Here is a 21,871-nt window from a genome sequence, read left to right on the forward strand (position 1 = left end):
GACGTGGTCCGCCCTCAGACGAGGACTGCTCCTTCCATCAGGCTGACGGCTCGCAGATCGCGATACCACCGCTCCACCGGGTGCTCCTTGACGAAGCCGTGGCCACCCAGCAGCTGGACGCCGTCGGTGCCGATCTTCATGCCGTACTCCCCCGTGAGCCGCCGGGCGAGCGCGACCTCGCGGGAGAAGTCCAGGCCCTGCTCGGCACGGGACGCTGCCTTCAGAGTCACCAGGCGCATGCCCTCCAGCTCGATCGCGATGTTGGCGACCATGAACGCGACCGCCTGGCGATGCGCGATGGGCTCGCCGAACGCCGAGCGGGTCTTGACGTAGTCCTTCACGTAGTCCAGGACGGCCGCTCCGGTGCCGAGCGCGAGCCCGGCCCACGCGAGGCGGGACAGCCGGACGCACTCGCGGTAGTCGTCCGCGCTGCCCTCGCCGAGCACCGCGTCGCGGTCGATCCGCACGTCGTCCAGGATCAACCGGGTCAGCCCCGCGGCCCGCAGGCCCATGCTCGGATCGGCCTCGATCGTGACGCCGGGCGTGCTGGACTCCACCAGCACGAGCATCGGATCGCCGCCGTCGAGCTCGACCGCCACGACGAACAGCTCGGCCTCGCTGCCGCGGACGACACCGGACTTGACCCCGTTGAGCACGTAACCGTCGTCGGTGGCCTCTGCCGTGGTCTCCAGGCCGAAGGGGTCGAACAGGGGCCGGGGCTCGGCGATCGCGAGCGCCGCGGCGGGGATGTCGTCACCCGCGAAGGCCGGCAGGTACGTCTGCTGCTGCGCGTCGGAGCCCCACAGCGAGATCGCCGTGGCGACCGCGGCCGGCGCCAGGCACGCGACGGCCTGGCCCATGTCGCCCTCGGCGAGCGCCTCGGCCACGAGCACCCCCGTGACGGCCGAGCGATCCTCGGACAGTCCCCCGAGGCTCTCGGGGATGTTGAGCAGCGGCAGGCCGAGCTCGCTGGTCTGCGCAAGCACCTCCTTGGGGGTGTCATTCGCGCTCTCGGCCTCGGCCGCGCCGGGACGCAGCACCTCGGCCGCGAACTCGCGGATGACCCCGACGATCATCTGCTGGTCCTCGGTCGGCTCGAGGTCGAACACACCGCTGTCGGGCGTACGCGCGAGACGCGCGGGCGCGCCGCCGCCCTTGACGTGCCGGAAGGCCCGGCTGGTGGCGCCCGCGACGCGGAAACCGCTCCTCGCCCCTTCGTACACCGCGCGCTCCGCAGTCCTGCGCAGGCCGAGCCTGTCGACGGCCGATGAGCTCGCGATGCGATTCAGCACCGCCAGCCCGATGCCCATGGGGTCTCGCCGAGTGGCCACAAGAACTCCTCGAAGTGTGTGTGCGGGCGAGCATGCCCGCCCCGACGACCATGTAACTGGGAGTTACGCGGTCGGGGTGACCATCGTATTCCACCTCGGGCCCGGGGGGCCAGCACCTCGGGCCGGGTCGCCAGCCGGATAACCTTGGGCCACCGAACCCAAGGAGCCCCGTCCACGTGTCAAGCCTCGCCTCCCAGTCCCGTCCCCTGCCCGAGGGAGGCTCCGTCCTGCCCATCACCCGCTGGGGGACGCCGGTCATGCACCATGAGCTCGCCGACGTGACGGTCTTCGACGACGAGCTGCGAACCCTGGTCGCCGACATGGTCGCCACGATGTACGCAGCCCGCGGCGTGGGCCTGGCCGCCAACCAGGTCGGCGTCGATCTCAAGGTCTTCGTGTTCGACTGCCCCGACGGCGACGACAACATCGTCCGCGGCGTGGTGTGCAACCCCGTCCTCACGCTGCCCGAGGGCAAGGACCGCCACCTCGAGGACGAGGACGAGGGCTGCCTGTCGCTCCCCGGCGCATTCACGTCGTGCGCCCGCCCCGACGTCGCCCACGTGACCGGTCAGGACGAGAACGGCGATCCGGTCGAGTTCCACGGCACCGGTCTCCTGGCCCGCTGCCTGCAGCACGAGACCGATCACCTCTTCGGCACCGTGTTCGGCGACCGTGTCCCCGAGCGGGCGCGCAAGAAGCTCTACAAGCAGCACCAGGAGCTGGCCGACAACTACCCCGACGACTGGCCCGTCACGATCCTCGTCGACGACGACGAGGACTGAACCCACCGCTCCCGGCGGCGACGCCGGGCTGCGTGATCTGTGGGTGCCGCCCGGTAGATTTGGGGCCGGACGAATGAAGGAGGGATCGATGGCAGGGATGCCACACACGACGGTCCCGTCGTCGATCCCGATCGTGCTGCGCACGATCCGCTCGGCCACCGTCCCCCGCAAGGTCACCGGGCAATTCCTCGAGGCCAACGGCCTCCCGGAGGGCGAGGGCATCCACATGGTCGGGCTCCTGCGAGCCCTGGGCTTCATCGACGGCGCCGGCCGCCCCACGATCATCTGGAGCCGCTACCGCCGCCCCGACCAGTCCGCCGTCGTCCTCGCGACCGCGGTGCGGTCGGCGTACGCGCCGCTGTTCCAGCGCTTCAACGACGCCTACGACCAGCCGGCAGAGGCCCTCGCCCGGGTCATCCGCCGGCACACCGAGTACGCCGAGCACCACATCGCCCGCACCGCCGAGTGCTTCCTGGTGCTGTGCGAGCACTCCGACTTCACCGTGACGGTCCTCGTGCCCACCCAGCAGCAGCCGTCGGGGACGATCAAGCTCACCGCCCGCGAGCGGCTGACCGCGATGCGACGCCTCACCGCGGCGCACAGCGAGGCCCTGGAGTGCCTCAGCCACGAGCTGCACCGCCCCGCGCACGTCTCGGTGTGGAACGCCTTCGCCGCGACCGCGCTGACGATCCTCGCGGCCGACGAGTTCGGCGCGGTGCGCGCGGTCCGCCCCTCCTGGAAGGGCACGACCGTCGAGGACCTCTCGATGCACACCAGCGGCGAGCTCCTGCTCGAGATGCTGTCGCAGCTCGGCCTCGTCGATCTCGCCGAGGTCGACGACCTGGGCATCTTGCTCCAGCGGCGCGACGACTGCGCACACCCGACGTTCTACACGCCGACCTCGGAGGAGACCGTCGTCTATGTCGCGGAGGTCGTCGCAGCAGCGCTGGCGCTCATCGGCCGCGCACTCGACACCCAGGACACCTAGGCGCGGGCGCGCAGCTCCCAGCACGCGACAGCGACGGACGACGCGACGTTGAGCGAGTCGATCTGCGCCGCCATGGGGATCGTGACGCGGTGGTCCGCCCCCTGCTCCCAGCGCGCGCTCAGACCGTGGCCCTCGGATCCGACGACCAGCGCCAGACGCTCGACGTCGTGGTCCACCTCGTCGATCGGCACGCTGTCGTCGGCGAGCGTCATCGCGTACGTCGTGTAGCCCGCGGCGCGCAGCAGGTCGGGGGCGGTGTACCAGTCGTCCACGCGGGCGTACGGCAGCCAGAACACCGATCCCATCGAGACCTTGATGGCCCGGCGGTAGAGCGGGTCCGCGCACCGCGGCGAGAGCAGCACGGCGTCGAAGCCCAGCGCCGCGACGCTGCGGAAGATCGCGCCCACGTTGGTGTGGTCGGCCAGGTCCTCGACCACCACGACCCGGCGGGCGTCCGCCAGCACCTGCTCGGGCGACGGGAGGTCGGGACGCTCGAGGGCCGCGAGCGCCCCGCGGTGCACGTGGAATCCCGTGAGCTTCTCGATCGCGGCGTCGTCGAGCACGAAGCACGGCGCGTCGGTGGCGTCGAGGATGTCGGCGAGGCCGTCGAGCCAGCGCGGCGACATCAGGAACGAGCGGGGCCGGTGCCCGGACTCGACCGCGCGCCGCACGACCTTCTCCCCCTCGGCCAGGAACAGACCGCGCTCGGACTCCAGCTGCAGCCGCAGCTGGACGTCGCGCAGGTCGACGTAGTCCCGGAGTCGCGGATCATCGAGGTCGTCCAGTCGTACGATCGCAGCCACCGCGTTAGCCTATCGACCATGAGCCTCGAACGCCCCGTCACACCCGATCCGTACCCGCTGCTGCCCGCCGTCGCCTCGTTCACCGTGAAGAGTGACGACGTGACGGACGGCCAGCCCCTCAAGGACGACCAGGTCGCCGCCGCCGGCGACACGTCGCCGCAGCTGTCGTGGAGCGGCGCCCCGGAGGGCACCAAGTCGTACGTCGTCACGTGCTTCGATCCCGACGCGCCGACGGTGTCCGGCTTCTGGCACTGGGTCGCCGTCGACATCCCCGCCGACGTGACCGAGCTCGCCGCGGGCGCCGGCGCCTCCGACGACACCCTGCCCGGCAACGCGTTCCACGTGCGCAACGACGGCGGCGGCCTCGGCTTCACCGGCGCGGCGCCGCCGGAGGGCGATCAGGTCCACCGCTACTTCTTCGTGGTCCACGCGGTGGGCGAGGAGACGCTGGGCGTCGACTCGTCCGTCTCCCCCGCGGTCGTCGGCTTCAACCTGGCGTTCAAGACGCTGGGTCGCGCGATCATCCACGGCACGTACGCCCACTGACCGTCCCCCCACCCAGCCCAGATCTGCGGAGTTCTGCACCGCCCCGGAGGGGCGGAACCGTGCAGGAGTCCGCAAATCTGGGCTGGGTTGTCGGGCCCGGGGTCAGTCGCCTGCGTAGCGGTTGGCCCGGGCCAGGACGCTGAGGACGTACGCGTCGGAGTGGTTGTAGGAGAACACCGCCCGGGTCCACCCGGGGCCGGTCGTCAGGTCACCGCCGGATGCGCACAGGTATCGCCCGGCCGCGTAGGCCGCGTCGAAGATGTTGTGCGGGTCGGCGACCCCGTCGCGGTTGCCGTCGGAGCGCCAGCGCTGCCACGTGGACGGGATGAACTGCATGGGTCCCATCGCGTGGTCCCACTGCGCGTCACCGTGCAGGCGCGCGGAGTCCCGGTCCGAGCGGATGCTCCCGCTGCCTGCCGTGCCGTCGAGCGCGGGCCCGAGGATCTTGCGGGTCGTGGTCCCGTCGGTGCGCAGCCGGGAACCGCCCTCGGTGCCGTGGCCCGACTCGACCGCGCCGATGCCCGCGAGGGTCGTCCAGCCCAGCCGGCACGCGGGCCGTTCCCTGGCCAGGCGCAGCGACGCCGCGCCGTACGCCTCCACGGCCACCGGCCCGATCCCGGTGCCCGCCGCGATCCGGTCCACCCAGGCCGGGGCGACGCCCGAGCGGACGCGGGCCGGCTCGGGCCTGACGGCCTCGTCGGCCGGCTGGACCGGAGCCATCGTGGTGGTCGGCGTCGCTGTCGGTGCCGGCAGCTGCTGCGTGACGGGAGGCTGCCCGGTGGAGCGGTCCGGGACGTCGTCGGTGCCCACTGTCAGCGCCGAGACCGCGATGAGCGCGGCCGCGACGACCAGGACGCCGCTCAGTGCGAGCAGCAGGCCGTTCGTCGAGCGGTCCCCGTTGGACTCGACCCTTCTCATGGCGCGCTCACGGGCGCACCCGGTCGGGCGAGGAGTCCTGCGTGCACGCGGTCACCTCTTCAGTATCCGCGCGTCTGCACAGAACGCCTCGCCCAGCCGGTGTCAGGCCTGCGGAGTCCCGCCCGCGGGGGGCGGCGGCGGGGGCTCCTCCTGCGACGGCAGGTCCGCGGCAGTGGTCGCCGGGTTCTCCGCCGCCTTGGCCGCGTCCAGCGCCTCCTGGACCGCCTCGTTGGTCGCCGCGGTGTCGGCTGCGACGTCGTCCTCGATCGACGCGTCGTAGTCCACGCGGGTCTTGCTGCCGCCACCGTCGACGGGGATCGAGCCGATCGTGCCGCCCAGCGTGCCGAGCGCCTTGGTGAGCTCGGCGGGGATGATCCACGTCGTGGCGTTGTCGCCCTCGGCGATCTTCGGCAGCATCTGCAGGTACTGGTAGGACAGCAGCTTCTGGTCCGGGTTGCCGTCGTGAATGGCCTGGAAGACCGTCTGGATGGCCTGGGCCTCACCCTGCGAGCGCAGGATCTGCGCCTGCCGATCGGCCTGAGCGGTGAGGATCTGCGCCTGGCGCTGGCCCTCGGCGGTCAGGATGGCCGACTGCTTGTCGCCCTCGGCGGTCAGGATCGCGGACTGGCGCTCGCCCTCGGCCGTGAGGATCGCGGCACGCTTGTTGCGCTCGGCGCGCATCTGCTGCTCCATCGCGTCGATGATCGACGGCGGCGGGTCGATGCCCTTGAGCTCGACCCGGTTGACGCGGATGCCCCACTTGCCGGTCGCGGAGTCCAGCTCGCCGCGCAGGCCGGAGTTGATCTGGTCACGGCTGGTCAGCGCGTGCTCCAGCGTCATGCCACCGGTGATGTTGCGCAGCGTCGTCATGGTGAGCTGCTCGATCGCCTGGATGTAGTTGGCGATCTCGTACGTCGCGGCGACCGGGTCGGTCACCTGGAAGTAGATGACCGTGTCGATCGAGACCACGAGGTTGTCCTCGGTGATGACCGGCTGCGGCGGGAACGAGACGACCTGCTCGCGCAGGTCGATCACGTAGCGGACCTTGTCGACGAACGGCACGACGATGTTGAGGCCCGCCGACAGGGTCGTGCGGTACTTGCCGAATCGCTCGACGATCCCCGATCGCGCCTGGGGCACGATCTTGACCGTCATGGAGACGACCACGATCGCCAGGACGGCGAGCAGGATGAGCACGATGAGTGCTGCTGACATCAGATCTCCTTGGAGGTGACGACGGCGGTGGCGCCGTCGATCTGGGTGACGAGGACGTGGTGGCCGGTCTCGTACGCAGCGTCGTCCATCGCGCGAGCCGACCAGATCTCACCGCGCAACAGGATGCGTCCGTCCAGCGGGGTGACGGGCTCGACCACGATGCCGGTGGCGCCGACCAGCGCCTCGGGACCGGTCTTCAGGGTCGGCCCGGCGTGCAGCTTCTCGACGACGGGCGGACGGACCAGGAACAGCAGCATCACCGACACGAGCGCGAACACGACGATCGCGAGCCAGACCGGGCCACCGACCGCCGCGACGACCGCGGCCGACAGGGCCCCGATCGCGAACATCAGCAGGACCAGGTCGAGGCTCACGAGCTCGATGAGCGCCAGGACCACGGCCAGCCCGAGCCAGGTCGCCCAGGCGTGCTCCTGCATCCAGTCGATCATGCGGTGTCCCCTGTCTGGTGGCTTCGGTCGGCGCGTCGTCCGTATGCTGCCCGACGAGCCGCATAGCGTCCACCCGCGCGGTCCAGCGCGATGCGCTGGCCGAAGGTGACGCCGAGATTGTCCGCGGTCAGGGTCGTCTCCAGAGGGCCCTGCGCGACGACCTTGCCGTCGCGCATCAGCAGCACGTGGGTGAACCCGACCGGGATCTCCTCGACGTGGTGCGACACCATCACCAGCACGGGTGAGTCGTCGGCGCGGGAGAGCATCTCGAGGCTCGCCAGCAGGTCCTCGCGCGCACCGAGGTCGAGTCCTGCGCCCGGCTCGTCGAGAAGCAGCAGCTCGGGATCGGTCATGAGCGCGCGAGCGATCAGCACGCGCTTGCGCTCACCCTCGGACAGCGTGCCGAAGGTCCGGCCCGCGAGCGCCGAGACGCCCCACTCGCCCAGGATCTGCTCCGCACGGGCGAGGTCCTCCTCGTCGTACTCCTCGTGCCAGCGCCCGGTCACCGCGTGGGCGGCCGACAGCACCGCGTCGCGGACGGACTCGGCCGGGGGGATGCGGTCGGCGACCTTGGTGCTGGTGTGGCCGATGCGGGTGCGCAGCTCGGCGACGGCGACCTGGCCGAGCGTGTCGCCGAGGATCTCGACGGTGCCCTTGGTCGGGTGCAGCATGGCCCCGATGACCTGCAGGAGGGTCGTCTTGCCCGCTCCGTTGGGACCGAGCACGACCCAGCGCTCACCTTCACCGACCGTCCAGCTCACGTCATCCAGCAACGCCTTGCCCGATCGCTCCACACTCACGTGGGTGAGCTCGAAAGCTGCAGGCATGAACCCTCCTGGTCGGCGGTGCGGGGCGGTGGTGTCAACCTATCGCGAGCCCGGTGAGGCTCAGCGATAGCCTCGGGTGCGATGACCGATCCCGTGCCCACGCTGCACTTCACCGACCCCACCGTCCTCGTGACCCTCACCGGTCCCGACCAGAGCGGCGTCACGACGCGCCTGTTCGCCGACCTGCAGCCCTACGGGGTCGAGGTGATCGACGTCGAGCAGCTCGTCGTCCGCGGACGCCTCATCCTGAGCGTCCTGCTGACCGTCCCGTCCGACGTCGACGCCCTCGCCGCGACGGTCGACTCGGTGGGCGCAGCGTTCGGGCTGGAGGTCAGCGTCGAGCACGGGACGGGCGACAACCGCCCCCGCCGCGTCGGCCGGTCCCAGGTCGTGGTGCTGGGCGCTCCCCTGCAGCCGGCCGCGATGGCCGCGATCTCCCAGCGGATCAAGGACGACGGCGGCAACATCGACCGGATCGTCCGCATGGCGCGCTATCCCGTCACCGCGATCCGCATGGAGGTCTCGGGCGCCGATCCCGATCAGCTGCAGGCCGACCTGGCCGCCGTGGCGTACGAGCAGGGCGTGGACGTCGCGGTGCAGGAGAACGGCATCCTGCGCCACGCCCAGCGCCTCGTCGTGATGGACGTGGACTCGACGCTGATCCAGGGCGAGGTGATCGAGATGATCGCCGCCCACGCGGGGTGCGAGGACGAGGTCGCCCGGATCACCGAGTCCGCGATGCGCGGCGAGCTCGACTTCGCCCAGTCGCTGGTCGCCCGGGTCGCGCTGCTCGAGGGCGTCGAGGAGTCCGCGCTGGACGCGGTCTACGACACGCTGACGTACGCGCCGGGCGCCCGCACCATGATCCGTACGCTCAAGCGCCTCGGCTACCGGTTCGCGCTCGTGAGCGGCGGCTTCACCCAGATCATCGAGAAGATCGCGGCCGAGCTCGACATCGACTACTACGCCGCGAACGATCTCGAGGTCGTCGACGGGCGGCTGACCGGCCGCATCTCGGGGCGCATCGTGGACCGCGCGGGCAAGGCCGAGGCGCTGCGCACGTTCGCCGAGGCCGCGCGCATCCCGGTCAAGAACACCGTCGCGATCGGCGACGGAGCCAACGACCTCGACATGCTCGCCGCCTCGGGCCTCGGCATCGCCTTCAACGCCAAGCCGCTCGTGCAGGAGCAGGCCAGGACGTCGGTCAACGTCCCCTACCTCGACGCGATCATCTACCTGCTCGGCATCACGCGCGAGGAGGTCGAGGCGGCGGACGCCGCCGACGCCGGTTAGTCGCGGGCGCCCAGCACCGAGTCCAGCAGGCCCGGGAACGCGGCGTCGAGCTCGTCGCGTCGCAGGGTCACGACCCGGCGCCGCCCGTCGGGCTCGTTGCGGACGATGCCGGCCTCGCGCAGGACCTTCATGAGGTGCGACTTGGTCGACTTGGGCAGGTCGGGGTTGGTGGCCCCGCACTCGGCCATCCCGAGCGGGCCGTCCGCGAGCTCGCGCACGATCTCCAGACGCGCCGGGTCGCTCAGCGCGAACAGGACGTCGGTCAGTGCGACGTCCTCGATGGCCGGGTGCGGCAGCGGTGCAATCGTCGCCATGGTTCGAGAATACTTGAACAATGGTGAAAGTCGAGTAGAGTCGCTCGAGTTCCATAATTTTCGAACGATCTGCGAGCCGACATGACCGTGATCACCGCCGCCCGTCCCGGCCGCACCCTCCGCACCTACGGTTTCGCGCTCGCAGTGACCGCCGTCGTCGCGCTGATGGTCGGCGCCAGCGCCCCCTCGCCCTTCTACCCGGTGCTGGAGCAGGAGATCGGCTTCTCCGCCGCCACCATGACGGCGATCTTCGCGGTGTACGCCGTCGCGCTCCTGTTGACGCTCCTGGTCGCCGGGTCGCTCTCGGATCACCTGGGCCGCAAGCCGGTGGTCTCGGCGGGCTTCGTCGTGCTGGCCGTGAGCATGGTCGCGTTCTGGCACGCCGACACGGTCGCCGTGCTGTTCGCGGCCCGGATCGTGCAGGGCGTCGCCGCAGGCCTGCTCATGTCGTCCCTCTCGGCCGCCGTGGTCGATCTGGAGCCGCCGACTCGGCCGGGGTCGGCCGCGACCCTCAACAGCGTCAGCCCGCTCGGCGGGCTCGCAGCCGGCGCATTGTTCGCGGGCCTGCTGCTCGACCACTCGTCGTCCGCGCCGGCCGTCGTGTTCGGCGGGCTCACCGCGGCGTACCTGGTGATCGCCGCGGCCGTGTGGCTCGTGCCCGAGACGTCACCCCGGCGCACGGGACTCGCGCGCTCGTTCCTGCCCCGGGTGGGCCTGCCCGTGGCAGCCCGGGCAGCGTTCCTGCGCAGCGCCCCCGCGGTGTTCGCGGGGTGGGCGACCGGCGGTCTCTACCTGTCGCTCGGCGCTCCCCTGGTCGGGCAGGAGCTGGGCGGCACGACCCACCTCGAGCAGGGTCTCGTGGTGGCGGTGCTGACCGGCGTCGGATCCGTGACGTGCTTCGTCGCGCGCCACCACTCGCCCCGCCAGGTCACGATCTTCGGCACCACGGCGCTGGCCGCCGGGACGGCACTGTCGCTCCTGGCCCTCGCCGCCGGCTCCTACGCGGCCTTCGTGGCGGCCGCCGTCGTCGCGGGGACGGGCTTCGGCGCGTCGTTCTTCGGCATCATGCGCTCCATCACACCCACGGCGGCACCGCACGAGCGTGGAGAGCTGTTCGCGTCGGTGTACGTCGTGAGCTACCTGGCGTTCGGCGTGCCGGCGGTCGCCGCCGGCATCGCCGCGCCACACCTGGGTCTGGCCGAGACGACGTACGTCTACGGCACGGTCGTCGTCGTGCTGGCGGCGTCGGCCGCGCTGTTGCGGACGTTCACGACCCGGGACTGAGGATCACTCGTCGTCCTCGAGGCGGAAGCCCAGCTTCATCGTCACCTGGTAGTGCGACACGTCGGTGTCGGTGATCTGTCCACGGATGCCGGTGACCTCGAACCAGTCGAGGTGGCGCAGGGTCTGGCCCGCGCGCCTGATGCCGTTGTCCACCGCCTCGGTGATGCCATCCGGAGAGGTGCCGACGATCTCGGTGATGCGGTATGTGCGGTCAGTCATGTGCCCATCATGCAGCCTCGGAGCCCCGACGTAGAGTGGGAGGGTGCCCGAGTCACGCGAACCCCGCAAGCAGCAGGTCTTCTCGATCACGTCCGCGGCGGAGTCGCAGACCCAGGATCGGGTTCGACGTGAGAAGCGCTATGCGTTCTCGATGCTGGTCCGCACCGTGTGCTTCCTGGGCGGCGTCGTGCTCGTCATGCAGCCCATGCCGTGGGCCGTGATCGGCTGGCTGATGTTCGTCGGCGCGATCTTCCTGCCGTACGTCGCGGTGATCTTCGCCAATGCGGGCGTCCGCAAGAAGGGTGACGGCCCGTCGCCGTTCGGCCCCGAGCCGGGCAAGCAGATCGAAGGCCCCCGCTCGACCCCCCTCGACCATGGCTGAGGCGCTCATCTGCTCGGCCAAGGGGTGCCCGGCCGAGGCACAGCACCAGGTCATGTGGAACAACCCCAAGCTGCACACGCCCGATCGTCGCAAGATCTGGCTCGCGTGCGACGAGCACGAGGAGACGCTCCGCGCATTCCTCGGGGCCCGCGGCTTCTGGAAGCAGACCGTCCCCGTCGAGTAGGGCGTCAGCCGCCGATCGCGGACATCGGACGCGACGACTGCAGGAACGTCGGGTCGGCGATGCCGTGGCCGGGCAGCTTGGTCATCATCGCCGCCGCCCAGCGCTCGGCGATCTCCACATCGGACGCTCCCCCGCGCATCGCGGCGCGCAGGTCGGACTCCTCGCGGGCGAACAGGCAGTTCATGATCTGGCCGTCGGCGGTCAGGCGTACGCGGTTGCAGTCACCACAGAACGGCCGCGTCACGGACCCGATGATGCCGACCGTGTGCGGTCCGTCGTCGACCAGGAACTTCTCCGCGGGCGCCGAGCCACGTCCGTCGAGGCCCGTGAGGGTGAAGTGCTCGCCCAGCAGTGTGAGGGTCTCGTCGGCGGTGACCATCGCCTCGCGGTTCCAGCCGTGCTGGGCGTCGAGGGGCATCTGCTCGATGAACCGCAGCTCGTAGTCGTGGTCCATGGCCCAGCGCAGCAGATCGGGCGCCTCGAGGTCGTTGATGCCGCGCAGCAGCACCGCGTTGATCTTGACCGGCGTCAGGCCCGCGTCGCGGGCGGCGGCGAGTCCGGCGACCACGTCGTGGAGCCGGTTGCGGCGGGTGATGCGCTCGAACGTCGCGGGATCTGTCGTGTCGAGGCTGATGTTGACCCGGTCCAGTCCGGCCTCGGCGAGTGCGCGCGCGGTGTGCTTGAGCCCGAGCCCGTTGGACGTCATCGCGGTGCGCGGGTTGGACGGCAGCGCCTTGGTGGCCGCGATGATCGCCGGCAGGCTGCGACGCAGCAGCGGCTCGCCGCCGGTGAAGCGGACGTCGCGGATGCCCAGCACCTCGACGCCGATCGTGATCAGCCTGACCAGCTCGTCGTCGGTCAGCGTGTCCTCGGTGGGCAGCCAGTCAAGTCCCTCGGCGGGCATGCAGTACTGGCAGCGCAGATTGCAGCGGTCGGTCAGCGACACGCGCAGATCGGTCGCCACCCGCCCGTGACTGTCGATCAGCTCCATTGCTTCATCCTAGGCGCCCCCTCCCAGCCCGGCTGAGTGATCTTTGGGGCGACGAACTAACGTCGGGGTGTGTATCGCTTCATCTTGAGTGCGCGCTGGATCGGATTCGCGATCTTCGTGGTCATCCTGGCGGCCGTCTGCACTCGACTGGGGCTCTGGCAGATGCACAAGCTCGAGCACCGCCTGGACCGCAACGACGTCATCACGGCGCACTTCAAGGCCGACCCGATCGACCTGACGAAGGCGCTGCCGGCCGGCGCCAAGGTCGACGAGACCTCGGAGTGGACCCGGGTGAGGGCGACGGGCACGTACGACGTCGAGCACGAGGTCACGGTCAAGTTCACGACCCGCGACGGCGCCCCGGGCGCCGACGTGATCACTCCCCTGGTCCTCGACTCCGGTGACGCGATCCTCATCAACCGCGGCTGGGTCGAGACCGAGAACAACGTCACCCGCCCCGACGTGTCGGAGCCGCCGAGCGGCGAGGTCACCGTCGAGGGCTGGCTGCGGCAGAACAACGGAGCCGGCGGGGACGCGGTCAAGCCCAACGGTGGCCAGGTCCGCGCGGTGTCCAGCGAGGGCATGGCCGACTTCGTGCCGTACGACCTGCTCGACGGCTACGTGAACCTGCAGGAGCAGACGCCCCCGGCGTCGGACGACCTGGCCGCCCAGCCCCACCCCGAGCTCGGCCAGGGCCCGCACTTCTTCTACGCCCTGCAGTGGTGGTTCTTCGCCCTGCTGGCCGTCGTCGGCTACTTCTGGTTCGCGCGCGCCGAGGCCAAGGAGCGCCGCAAGCCGACCCGCATCGACGGATTCGCGCCGGCGAAGGAGCGCAGCCCCGTCAGCTGACGGGGCCGGCCGCTCTCAGGCCAGCGTGACGAGGTCGAGGTAGTCCTCGGACCACAGGTCCTCGTCGCCGTCGGGGAGCAGCAGCACCCGGTCGGGCTCGAGCGCCCGCACGGCGCCCTCGTCGTGCGACACGAGCACGATGGCTCCCTCGTACGTACGGATGGCGCGCAGGACCTCTTCGCGTGACGCGGGGTCCAGGTTGTTGGTCGGCTCGTCGAGCAGCAGCACGTTGGCGCTGGAGACGATGAGGCTCGCGAGCGCCAGACGGGTCTTCTCGCCGCCGGACAGGACGCCTGCGGGCTTCGAGGTGTCGTCGCCGCTGAACAGGAACGATCCCAGGACGCTGCGCGCCTCGGTGTCGGTGAGCTGCGGGGCCGAGGCCTGCATGTTCTCCAGCACCGTGCGGGAGGTGTCGAGGGTCTCGTGCTCCTGCGCGAAGTAGCCGATCTTGAGGCCGTGGCCCGGCTGCAGCTCGCCCGTGTCGGGCGTGAGGGTGCCGGCCAGCATGCGCAGCAGGGTCGTCTTGCCCGCGCCGTTGAGGCCCAGGATGACGACGCGACTGCCGCGGTCGATCGCCAGGTCCACACCGGTGAAGATCTCCAGCGAGCCGTACGACTTGGACAGGCCCTCGGCCATGAGCGGGGTCTTGCCGCACGGGGCGGGCTTGGGGAACTTGATGTTGGCGACCTTGTCCTGCACGCGCTCGCCCTCGAGGCCGGAGACAAGCTGCTCGGCCCGGCGCAGCATCTGCTGGGCGGTGGACGCCTTGGACGCCTTCGCGCGGAACTTGTTGGCCTGGCTCGTCAGGGCGTCGGCCTTCTTGACCGCCAGGGCGCGCTCGCGCTTGCGCCGGGCCTCGTCGGCCTCGCGCTGCTTGACGTACGACGCCCAGCCCATGTTGTAGATGTCGATCGTGCCGCGGTTGGCGTCGAGGTAGAGGACCTTGTTGACGGTCTCCTCGATCAGGTCCACGTCGTGGCTGATGATCACCACGCCGCCGCTGAACGTCTTGAGGAAGCCGCGCAGCCAGGTGACCGAGTCGGCGTCCAGGTGGTTGGTCGGCTCGTCCAGCAGGAGCGTGTCGGCGTCGGAGAACAGGATGCGCGCGAGCTCGATGCGGCGGCGCTGACCGCCCGAGAGCGTCGACAGCGGCTGCTCCAGCACGCGATCGGGCAGTCCCAGCGCGTGTGAGATCGTGGCAGCCTCGGACTCCGCGGCGTACCCGCCGCCGGCACCGAACAGCGTCTCGGCGCGGCTGTACGACTTCATGGCCTTCTCGGCGATCTCCGGATCGGGCGAGCCCATGTCGATCTCGGCCTTGCGCATCGCGGTGAGCGCCTCGTCGAGGCCGCGTGCGCCGAGGATGCGGTCCCGCGCGGTCGTCGACAGGTCACCGGACTTGGGGTCCTGCGGCAGGTAGCCGATCTTGCCCGTGGACGTGATCGACCCGGCCGCGGGCTGCCCGTCGCCGGAGAGCATCCGCGTCAGGGTGGTCTTGCCGGCGCCGTTGCGTCCGACGAGCCCGACCTTGTCGCCCTTGTCGACACGGAACGAGACATCGGACATCAGGACGCGCGCGCCGAAGCGCAGCTCCACATTGGAGACGGTGAGCATGAACAACCTTCGATATGGGTGAGTGGGGGGTCGACGGAGCCAGGGCTCGACGTCACTCCCGCTGGTAGAAACTCACCTGTTCATCGTACGCCCCCGCTGAGGGGAGGGTTACGTCCGCCGAGGGGAGAGTTGTGGTGTTTGCAGTCACACGCAGGTGACCAACGATGAGGGCTTACGGCACCCCCAACAGCCGCAATCCCTCATCTCACGTCGCCTCGCGGCCAGCCGGGACGAACGATGAGGGCTTGCGGCAGCGTCAGCAACCCCAAACCCTCACCCTCCGTCACCCCACGCCGGGAGGCGCGCGTCAGCGGACGGGAGGCGCGCGTCAGCCGATGTTGAAGCCGAGGGCGCGCAGCATCTCGCGGCCGTCGTCGGTGATCTTGTCGGGGCCCCACGGCGGCATCCAGACCCACTCGATCCGGAAGTCGTTGACGATGCCGTCGAGCGCCGCGCGGGTCTGGTCCTCGATGACGTCGGTCAGCGGGCAGGCCGCGGACGTCAGCGTCATCGACAGCACCGTGTTGCTGTGCTCGTCGACCTCGGCGCCGTAGACGAGACCGAGGTCGACGACGTTGATGCCGAGCTCGGGGTCGACGACGTCCTTCATCGCCTCGAGGACGTCCTCGGTCGTGGTGGCGCCGGCGGGAGCCGTCGACACCTCGGGCAGGTCACTGTGATCGGTGGTCATGCGGGATCTCCCGTGGTTGACGAAACGTTGGTGACGAGGGCCTGCGAGACGGCGTCCTTCCAGGCCATCCAGCCCAGCAGCGCGCACTTGACGCGGGCCGGGAACTGGGCGACGCCTGCGAAGGCGATGCCGTCCTCGAGGACGTCCTCGTCGGGCTCGACCTTGCCCTTGCCCTGCATGAGCTCGGTGAAGCTGTCGAGCACGGCCATGCCCTGGTCGACGGACTTGCCGAGGACGAGGTCGTTGAGCACCGACACCGACGCCTGGCTGATCGAGCAGCCCTGCGCGGCGTACGAGACGTCGGAGACGGTCTCGCCGTCGAGGTGCACGCGCAGCGTGACCTCGTCGCCGCAGGTCGGGTTGACGTGGTGGACCTCAGCCTCGTAGGGCTCGCGAAGTCCAGCCCCGTGCGGGTGCTTGTAGTGGTCCAGGATGATCTCCTGGTAGAGCGCGTCCATGTTCGATGCTGCGACGTTCACGAGACCTCCTCTCAGGCTCCGAAGTACTTCTTGGTGTGGTGCAACGCCTCGACGAGCGCATCAATTTCCAGCTCGGTCGTGTAGAGGTAGAACGACGCACGCGTCGTCGACTGCACACCGAACCGCAGGTGAGCGGGCTTGGCGCAGTGGTGACCGGCCCGGACGGCGACGCCGCGCGAGTCGAGCAGCTGCGAGACGTCGTGCGGGTGCACGCCCTCGAGGGTGAAGCTGATCGCTCCCCCGCGCATGACCGGCTCCTTGGGGCCGATGACCGTGAGGCCCTCGATCTCCTGCATGGCCTCCAGCGCGTACGCCGTGATGGCCTGCTCGTGGGCGGCGATGTTCTCCATGCCGATCGCGCTGAGGTAGTCGACCGCTGCACCGAGACCGACCGACTGCGCGATCGGCGGCGTGCCGGCCTCGAACCGTGCCGGCGGCGGGGCGTACGTGGACTCCCCCATCGTGACGGTCTCGATCATCTCGCCGCCACCGAGGAACGGCGGCAGCTCGGCGAGCAGGTCGTAGCGGCCCCACAGGACGCCGATGCCGGTCGGCCCGACCAGCTTGTGACCCGTGAAGGCCACGAAGTCGGCGCCGAGCGCTGCGACGTCGACCGGGATCTGCGGCACGGCCTGCGACGCGTCCACGACCACCAGCGCTCCGACCGCGTGGGCCTTCGCGATGATCGTGTCGAGCGGGTTGATCGTGCCGAGCATGTTGGAGACCCAGGTCAGCGAGACGATCTTGGTGCGCTCGGTGATGAGCCCGTCGATGTCGTCCAGGTCGAGCCGACCCTCGTCGGTGACGCCGAACCAGCGCAGGCTCGCGCCCGTGCGCTGGGTCAGCTGCTGCCACGGCACGATGTTGGAGTGGTGCTCCATCTCGGTGATGACGACCTCATCGCCCTCACCGACCCGCCCCGCGTCGCCCAGCACCCGCGCCACGAGGTTGAGCGCCTCGGAGGCGTTCTTGGTGAAGATGACCTCTTCGCGGCTCGGTGCGCCGATGAAGCTCGCGACCTTGGTGCGGCCCAGCTCGAACGCCTCGCTCGCCTCGGCACCGAGCTGGTGCATCGCACGAGCGACGTTGGCGTTGTGGTGCTGGTAGTGGTCGGCGATCGCGTCGATGACCTGTCGCGGCTTCTGCGACGTGTTCGCGCTGTCGAGGTAGACCAGCGGGAGGTCGCCGGCCAGGCGACGGCCCAGGATCGGGAAGTCACCCCTGAGGCTCGCGACGTCGTACGCGGTCGTGCCCTCGACGACGGTCACGCCGGCGTCACAGCCTCGGCAGCAGCCTTGACGTACTTGTCGTAGCCGTTGGCCTCGAGCTCGTCGGCCAGCTCGGGTCCGCCCTGGTCGGCGACCCGGCCCGCGACGAACACGTGCACGTAGTCGGGCTTGATGTAGCGCAGGATGCGCGTGTAGTGCGTGATCAGCAGCACGCCACGGTCGCCCTGCGCGCTGAACCGGTTGACTCCCTCGGAGACGACGCGCAGCGCGTCGATGTCCAGTCCGGAGTCCGTCTCGTCCAGCACCGCGAACTTGGGGTTGAGCAGCTCGAGCTGGGCGATCTCGTGGCGCTTCTTCTCGCCGCCGGAGAAGCCCTCGTTGACGCTGCGCTGAGCGAACTCCTTGTCGAGGGTGACCCGCTCGAGCGCCTCGTTGACGTCCTTGACCCACGTGCGGAGCTTGGGCGCCTGACCGTCGATCGCGGTCTTGGCGGTGCGCAGGAAGTTGGCGACCGAGACGCCGGGGACCTCGACGGGGTACTGCATCGCGAGGAACAGGCCCGCGCGGGCGCGCTCGTCGACCGTCATCGACAAGATGTCGACGCCGTCGAGGGTCACGCTGCCCTGGGTGATCGTGTACTTGGGGTGACCGGCGATCGAGTACGCGAGGGTCGACTTGCCCGAGCCGTTGGGGCCCATGATGGCGTGGACCTCGCCGCTCTTGATCGTCAGGTCGACGCCGCGGAGGATCTCCTTCGCGCCTTCCTCGGTGTTGACCGAGACGTGCAGGTCCTTGATCTCGAGTGTTGCCATGTTCAGCTCCTGGGGGTGGAGAGATCGACCATCACGGTGTCTCCCTCGATCTGGGTGGAATAGGTCGGGACGGCCTCGGTGGCCGGGTAGTTCAGCGGCTTGCCGGTGCGGACGTCGAAGCGCGAGCCGTGCAGCCAGCACTCGATCTCGCAACCCTCGACATCGCCCTCGGACAGCGGGATCGACGCGTGCGAGCACTCGTCCCGGACCGCGTAGACGTCGTCGCCGTCACGCACGAGGGCGACCTCGGTGCCCTCGACCTCGACGGCGAGCGCTCCCCCGTCAGGGACGTCCGCGAGCTTGGCGGCCTCGACGAAGCTCATCCGTCGAGCCGTCCCACGTGCTCGGCGAGCTCGTCCTCGATCGACGCGGTGAGCCGCTCCTGCAGCTCGGGCACGCCGATGCGGCGGATGATGTCGTTGAAGAAGCCGTGGACGACGAGGCGACGGGCTTCCTCCGCGGGGATGCCGCGGCTCTGCAGGTAGAACAGGTGCTGGTCGTCGAAGCGGCCGGTCGTTGACGCGTGACCCGCGCCCTCGATCTCGCCGGTCTCGATCTCCAGGTTGGGCACCGAGTCGGCCTTGGCGCCGTCGGTCAGCACGAGGTTGTCGTTCTGTTCGAACGTCTCGATCCCCTCGGCCTCCTTGCGGATCAGCACGTTGCCGATCCACACCGTGTGGGCGTCCTGACCCTGCAGCGCACCCTTGTAGAGCACGTCGCTCTTGGTCTTGGGGGCCGTGTGGTCGGCGAAGAGACGGTGCTCGATGTGCTGGCCGGCGTCGGCGAAGTAGACGCCCAACAGCTCGACGCTGCCGCCGGTGCCGACGTAGTCGGCCGAGGTGCTGGCGCGCAGCACGTCGCCGCCCAGCGACACCGCGACGTGCTTGAACGTCGCGTCGCGACCGACACGGGCGTGCTGGGTGACGACGTGGACGCTGTCGTCGTTCCAGTCCTGCACCGTCACGAAGGTCAGCTCGGCGCCGTCCTCGAGGACGATCTCGATGTTCTCGGCCCACGTGGCCGACCCGACGTAGTCGACGATGACGACCGCGCGGCTGAACCGGCCGGCGCGGACGAGCAGGTGCCCGGCCGCGGCCTTCTCGACGCCGCCGCCGTGCAGCAGCAGCGTCGTCGCCTGCTCGATCTCGGCCTCGGCCGGGATCGTGACCTCGAAGACCGACGATGCTGCGGCCCAGGCGCGGGCCGACACCCGGTCGACCGGCACGTAGCCGGACAGACCGCGCGCGGACTCCGCGACGGGGACGGACACGGCGGTCACGCCGGGAGCGGCGTCGACCTCGACACGGAAGTCGTCACCGTCGAGCGGGGCGTCCTTGTGCAGGTCGCGGAGGCGCTTGAGCGGCGTGAACCGCCAGATCTCCTCGCGGCCCGTGGGCACCTCGTGGTCGGCCAGGTCGAACGACCCCTCGGGGTGAAGATGTGATTCAACTGGAGCGAGCTCCAGGGCTTCTGCCAGAGATGAGGTGCTAGTGCTCAACCGACTGCCCCTTCCATCTGGAGTTCAATTAGACGGTTCAGCTCGAGCGCGTACTCCATGGGCAGCTCGCGAGCGATCGGCTCGACGAAGCCGCGGACGATCATGGCCATCGCCTCGTCCTCCTCCATGCCGCGTGACATGAAGTAGAAGAGCTGGTCGTCGCTGAGCTTGGAGACGGTCGCCTCGTGGCCGAGGGTCACGTCGTCCTCGCGGACGTCGACGTACGGGTAGGTGTCCGAGCGGCTGATCTGGTCGACCAGCAGCGCATCGCACTTGACCGTGCTGGCCGAGCCCTCGGCACCCTCGAGCACCTGCAGCAGGCCGCGGTACGACGTACGTCCACCGCCGCGCGCGACGGACTTGCTGAGGATCGAGCTCGACGTGTTGGGGGCCGCGTGCACCATCTTGGCGCCGGCGTCCTGGTGCTGGCCCTCGCCCGCGAAGGCGATGGACAGCGTCTCGCCACGGGCGTGCTCGCCCATGAGGTAGACCGCGGGGTACTTCATGGTGACCTTGGAGCCGATGTTGCCGTCGACCCACTCCATGGTCGCGCCCTCTTCGCAGACGGCACGCTTGGTGACCAGGTTGTAGACGTTGTTCGACCAGTTCTGGATCGTCGTGTAGCGGACGCGGGCGCCCTTCTTGACGATGATCTCGACGACCGCGGAGTGCAGCGAGTCGCTGGAGTAGATCGGCGCGGTGCAGCCCTCGACGTAGTGCACGTACGAGTCCTCGTCGGCGATGATCAGCGTGCGCTCGAACTGGCCCATGTTCTCGGTGTTGATCCGGAAGTAGGCCTGCAGCGGGATGTCCACGTGGACGCCCTTGGGCACGTAGATGAACGAGCCGCCCGACCAGACGGCCGAGTTGAGCGCGGAGAACTTGTTGTCGCCGACCGGGATGACGGTCGCGAAGTACTCCTGGAAGAGCTCGGGGTGCTCCTTGAGCGCGGTGTCGGTGTCGAGGAACAGGACGCCCTGGGCCTCGAGGTCCTCACGGATCGAGTGGTAGACGACCTCGGACTCGTACTGCGCGGCGACACCGGAGACGAGGCGCTGCTTCTCGGCCTCGGGGATGCCCAGACGGTCGTACGTGTTCTTGATGTCCTCAGGCAGGTCGTCCCACGTCGCGGCCTGCTTCTCGGTCGACCGGACGAAGTACTTGATGTTGTCGAAATCGATGCCGCTGAGGTCGGAGCCCCACGTCGGCATGGGCTTGCGGCCGAAGAGCTTGAGACCCTTCAGGCGCAGGTCCAGCATCCACTGGGGCTCGCTCTTGAGCGCCGAGATGTTGCGGACGACGTCCTCGCTGAGGCCGCGCCGGACGTTGGCGCCGGCGACGTCGGTGTCGGACCAGCCGAACTCGTATCGCCCCACGTCCTTGAGGCCGGGGTTGGCCTCCTCGATCGCGTTGGGTACGCCGTTGGATGGTGCAGTGGTCTCTGACGTGGTCGTCATGAGGGCAACCTCTCTGCTGCGGTGGAGCTGGGGGTGTCTGGGCTGTCTGGGATGTGTGGCAGGTGGGTCGTGCAGACGCCGTCGCCGTGGGCGATCGTTGCGAGCCGCTGCACGTGGGTGCCGAGGAGACGCGCGAACATCTCGCTCTCGGCCTCGCACATCTGGGGGAACTCGACCGCCACGTGGGCGACCGGGCAGTGGTGCTGGCACATCTGGGAGCCGGCCGGGGTGGTGCCGATGGACGCCGCGAAGCCGTCGCGGCTCAATGCATCGGCCAGCACCTGCGGTCGCTGGGCCGGGTCGGCGAGCTGCAGCAGCGGACGGTAACGGTCCTCCAGGTCGCTGAGCCGGTGACGGGCGAAGGCCATGACGGCGTCGTCCCCTCCGGTCTTGGCCAGGAAGCGCAGAGCCTCGACCGCGAGCTCGTCGTACGAGCTGTCGAACGTCGAGCGGCCCGCGTCGGTGAGCGCGAAGACCTTGGCCGGGCGGCCGCGGCCGCGCTGGCCGATCACCCGCTGGTCACGAGCCTCGACGATCCCGTCGGCGAGCAGCTGGTCGAGGTGGCGGCGGACCGCTGCCGGGGTGAGATGCAGCCGCAGCGCCAGATCGGCGGCGGTGGACGGGCCGTTCTCCATGATGCTCTTGGTGACACGCGTACGAGTGGGAGCGTCGTCGACCGACACCTTCTCCACTGGCTGCATGTATTTCACAACACC

General features: G+C 69.8%; 26 protein-coding genes. 8 read left to right on the forward strand and 18 right to left on the reverse strand.

What is annotated here, in order from left to right:
- Positions 1–14 precede the first annotated feature (14 nt).
- Positions 15–1,331 (reverse strand): acyl-CoA dehydrogenase family protein, encoded by a 1,317-nt coding sequence (locus tag GEV27_RS10355; protein ID WP_309222166.1) that lies wholly within the window; start codon positions 1,329–1,331, stop codon positions 15–17.
- 176 nt (positions 1,332–1,507) lie between these two features.
- On the opposite strand from GEV27_RS10355, the gene def reads away from it, so the two are divergent.
- Together def and GEV27_RS10365 are read left to right on the forward strand one after the other, a co-directional pair.
- Positions 1,508–2,113: a peptide deformylase gene (gene def / locus GEV27_RS10360; protein WP_309222167.1), complete on the forward strand. Its 606-nt coding sequence runs from the start codon at positions 1,508–1,510 to the stop codon at positions 2,111–2,113.
- An 88-nt stretch (positions 2,114–2,201) separates the two neighbouring features.
- Entirely contained in the window at positions 2,202–3,101 is a 900-nt protein-coding gene (locus GEV27_RS10365) for a DUF5343 domain-containing protein (RefSeq protein ID WP_153911353.1), read from the forward strand.
- Here the strand turns inward: GEV27_RS10365 and GEV27_RS10370 are convergent.
- A complete protein-coding gene (locus tag GEV27_RS10370; RefSeq protein WP_153652607.1) occupies positions 3,098–3,904 on the reverse strand; it encodes an RNA methyltransferase in 807 nt (268 codons plus the stop codon). The two genes, GEV27_RS10365 and GEV27_RS10370, sit on opposite strands and share 4 nt — an antisense overlap.
- A gap of 18 nt (positions 3,905–3,922) precedes the next feature.
- Between GEV27_RS10370 and GEV27_RS10375 the strand changes: the two genes are divergently transcribed.
- Entirely contained in the window at positions 3,923–4,450 is a 528-nt protein-coding gene (locus GEV27_RS10375; protein WP_153934212.1) for a YbhB/YbcL family Raf kinase inhibitor-like protein, read from the forward strand.
- 102 nt (positions 4,451–4,552) lie between these two features.
- Here the strand turns inward: GEV27_RS10375 and GEV27_RS10380 are convergent, their stop codons facing one another.
- From GEV27_RS10380 to GEV27_RS10395, 4 genes are all read right to left on the reverse strand, one after another.
- A complete protein-coding gene (locus GEV27_RS10380; RefSeq protein ID WP_153934213.1) occupies positions 4,553–5,368 on the reverse strand; it encodes a lytic transglycosylase domain-containing protein in 816 nt (271 codons plus the stop codon).
- A 102-nt stretch (positions 5,369–5,470) separates the two neighbouring features.
- Positions 5,471–6,583 (reverse strand): SPFH domain-containing protein, encoded by a 1,113-nt coding sequence (locus GEV27_RS10385; protein WP_153911354.1) that lies wholly within the window; start codon positions 6,581–6,583, stop codon positions 5,471–5,473.
- On the reverse strand, positions 6,583–7,032 hold the full coding sequence (locus GEV27_RS10390; RefSeq protein WP_153652603.1) for an NfeD family protein: 450 nt from the start codon (positions 7,030–7,032) through the stop codon (positions 6,583–6,585). The genes GEV27_RS10385 and GEV27_RS10390 overlap by 1 nt, the downstream gene beginning before the upstream one ends.
- Entirely contained in the window at positions 7,029–7,859 is an 831-nt protein-coding gene (locus GEV27_RS10395) for an ABC transporter ATP-binding protein (protein ID WP_153652602.1), read from the reverse strand. The genes GEV27_RS10390 and GEV27_RS10395 overlap by 4 nt, the downstream gene beginning before the upstream one ends.
- An 81-nt stretch (positions 7,860–7,940) precedes the next feature.
- Here GEV27_RS10395 and serB point away from each other — a divergent pair, with 81 nt between their 5' ends.
- A complete protein-coding gene (serB, locus tag GEV27_RS10400) occupies positions 7,941–9,152 on the forward strand; it encodes a phosphoserine phosphatase SerB (protein ID WP_153934214.1) in 1,212 nt (403 codons plus the stop codon).
- On the opposite strand, the gene GEV27_RS10405 is transcribed toward serB, so the two are convergent.
- A complete protein-coding gene (locus tag GEV27_RS10405) occupies positions 9,149–9,466 on the reverse strand; it encodes a helix-turn-helix transcriptional regulator (protein ID WP_153934215.1) in 318 nt (105 codons plus the stop codon). The two genes, serB and GEV27_RS10405, sit on opposite strands and share 4 nt — an antisense overlap.
- Before the next feature lie 81 nt (positions 9,467–9,547).
- Here GEV27_RS10405 and GEV27_RS10410 point away from each other — a divergent pair, with 81 nt between their 5' ends.
- Complete coding sequence (locus GEV27_RS10410; RefSeq protein ID WP_153934216.1) at positions 9,548–10,750, forward strand: MFS transporter; 1,203 nt, start codon at positions 9,548–9,550, stop codon at positions 10,748–10,750.
- Between the two features lie 3 nt (positions 10,751–10,753).
- Here the strand turns inward: GEV27_RS10410 and GEV27_RS10415 are convergent, their stop codons facing one another.
- The gene (locus GEV27_RS10415; RefSeq protein ID WP_153652598.1) at positions 10,754–10,969 is read right to left on the reverse strand and encodes a dodecin; all 216 of its coding nucleotides are present in this window, start codon (positions 10,967–10,969) and stop codon (positions 10,754–10,756) included.
- Positions 10,970–11,012: 43 nt separating this feature from the next.
- Between GEV27_RS10415 and GEV27_RS10420 the strand changes: the two genes are divergently transcribed.
- Positions 11,013–11,351 carry a DUF3099 domain-containing protein gene (locus GEV27_RS10420; RefSeq protein ID WP_153652597.1) on the forward strand — a complete coding sequence of 113 codons (339 nt, stop codon included), beginning with the start codon at positions 11,013–11,015 and terminating at the stop codon, positions 11,349–11,351.
- Positions 11,344–11,535 carry an acetone carboxylase gene (locus GEV27_RS10425; protein ID WP_153652596.1) on the forward strand — a complete coding sequence of 64 codons (192 nt, stop codon included), beginning with the start codon at positions 11,344–11,346 and terminating at the stop codon, positions 11,533–11,535. The genes GEV27_RS10420 and GEV27_RS10425 overlap by 8 nt, the downstream gene beginning before the upstream one ends.
- A gap of 4 nt (positions 11,536–11,539) precedes the next feature.
- Here the strand turns inward: GEV27_RS10425 and moaA are convergent, their stop codons facing one another.
- Positions 11,540–12,526, reverse strand: coding sequence for a GTP 3',8-cyclase MoaA (gene moaA, locus GEV27_RS10430; protein ID WP_153652595.1), 987 nt, complete (start codon positions 12,524–12,526; stop codon positions 11,540–11,542).
- Positions 12,527–12,595: 69 nt separating this feature from the next.
- Here moaA and GEV27_RS10435 point away from each other — a divergent pair, with 69 nt between their 5' ends.
- Positions 12,596–13,375, forward strand: a complete 780-nt coding sequence (locus GEV27_RS10435; RefSeq protein ID WP_153934217.1) for an SURF1 family protein — start codon at positions 12,596–12,598, stop codon at positions 13,373–13,375.
- 15 nt (positions 13,376–13,390) lie between these two features.
- Here GEV27_RS10435 and GEV27_RS10440 read toward each other — a convergent pair whose 3' ends face one another.
- The 9 genes from GEV27_RS10440 to GEV27_RS10480 form a co-directional block, all read right to left on the reverse strand.
- A complete protein-coding gene (locus tag GEV27_RS10440; protein ID WP_153652593.1) occupies positions 13,391–14,989 on the reverse strand; it encodes an ABC-F family ATP-binding cassette domain-containing protein in 1,599 nt (532 codons plus the stop codon).
- 328 nt (positions 14,990–15,317) lie between these two features.
- A complete protein-coding gene (locus GEV27_RS10445; RefSeq protein WP_153652592.1) occupies positions 15,318–15,680 on the reverse strand; it encodes a metal-sulfur cluster assembly factor in 363 nt (120 codons plus the stop codon).
- Positions 15,677–16,138 carry a Fe-S cluster assembly sulfur transfer protein SufU gene (sufU, locus tag GEV27_RS10450; protein ID WP_153655016.1) on the reverse strand — a complete coding sequence of 154 codons (462 nt, stop codon included), beginning with the start codon at positions 16,136–16,138 and terminating at the stop codon, positions 15,677–15,679. Before sufU ends, GEV27_RS10445 begins: the two co-directional genes overlap by 4 nt.
- Before the next feature lie 32 nt (positions 16,139–16,170).
- A complete protein-coding gene (locus GEV27_RS10455; protein ID WP_153652591.1) occupies positions 16,171–17,427 on the reverse strand; it encodes a cysteine desulfurase in 1,257 nt (418 codons plus the stop codon).
- The gene (sufC, locus tag GEV27_RS10460; protein WP_153652590.1) at positions 17,424–18,200 is read right to left on the reverse strand and encodes a Fe-S cluster assembly ATPase SufC; all 777 of its coding nucleotides are present in this window, start codon (positions 18,198–18,200) and stop codon (positions 17,424–17,426) included. The genes GEV27_RS10455 and sufC overlap by 4 nt, the downstream gene beginning before the upstream one ends.
- Before the next feature lie 2 nt (positions 18,201–18,202).
- Complete coding sequence (locus GEV27_RS10465) at positions 18,203–18,523, reverse strand: non-heme iron oxygenase ferredoxin subunit (protein ID WP_153652589.1); 321 nt, start codon at positions 18,521–18,523, stop codon at positions 18,203–18,205.
- Positions 18,520–19,698, reverse strand: coding sequence for a Fe-S cluster assembly protein SufD (gene sufD, locus GEV27_RS10470; protein ID WP_153911359.1), 1,179 nt, complete (start codon positions 19,696–19,698; stop codon positions 18,520–18,522). Before sufD ends, GEV27_RS10465 begins: the two co-directional genes overlap by 4 nt.
- Complete coding sequence (gene sufB, locus GEV27_RS10475; RefSeq protein ID WP_153934218.1) at positions 19,695–21,155, reverse strand: Fe-S cluster assembly protein SufB; 1,461 nt, start codon at positions 21,153–21,155, stop codon at positions 19,695–19,697. The genes sufD and sufB overlap by 4 nt, the downstream gene beginning before the upstream one ends.
- Positions 21,152–21,856 carry a metalloregulator ArsR/SmtB family transcription factor gene (locus GEV27_RS10480; protein WP_153934651.1) on the reverse strand — a complete coding sequence of 235 codons (705 nt, stop codon included), beginning with the start codon at positions 21,854–21,856 and terminating at the stop codon, positions 21,152–21,154. Before GEV27_RS10480 ends, sufB begins: the two co-directional genes overlap by 4 nt.
- Between the last annotated feature and the right edge of the window lie 15 nt (positions 21,857–21,871).

Origin of the sequence: Aeromicrobium sp. S22, from assembly GCF_009661045.1 — a bacterium.
In the GTDB taxonomy this organism is placed as follows: Bacteria; Actinomycetota; Actinomycetes; order Propionibacteriales; family Nocardioidaceae; genus Aeromicrobium; species Aeromicrobium yanjiei.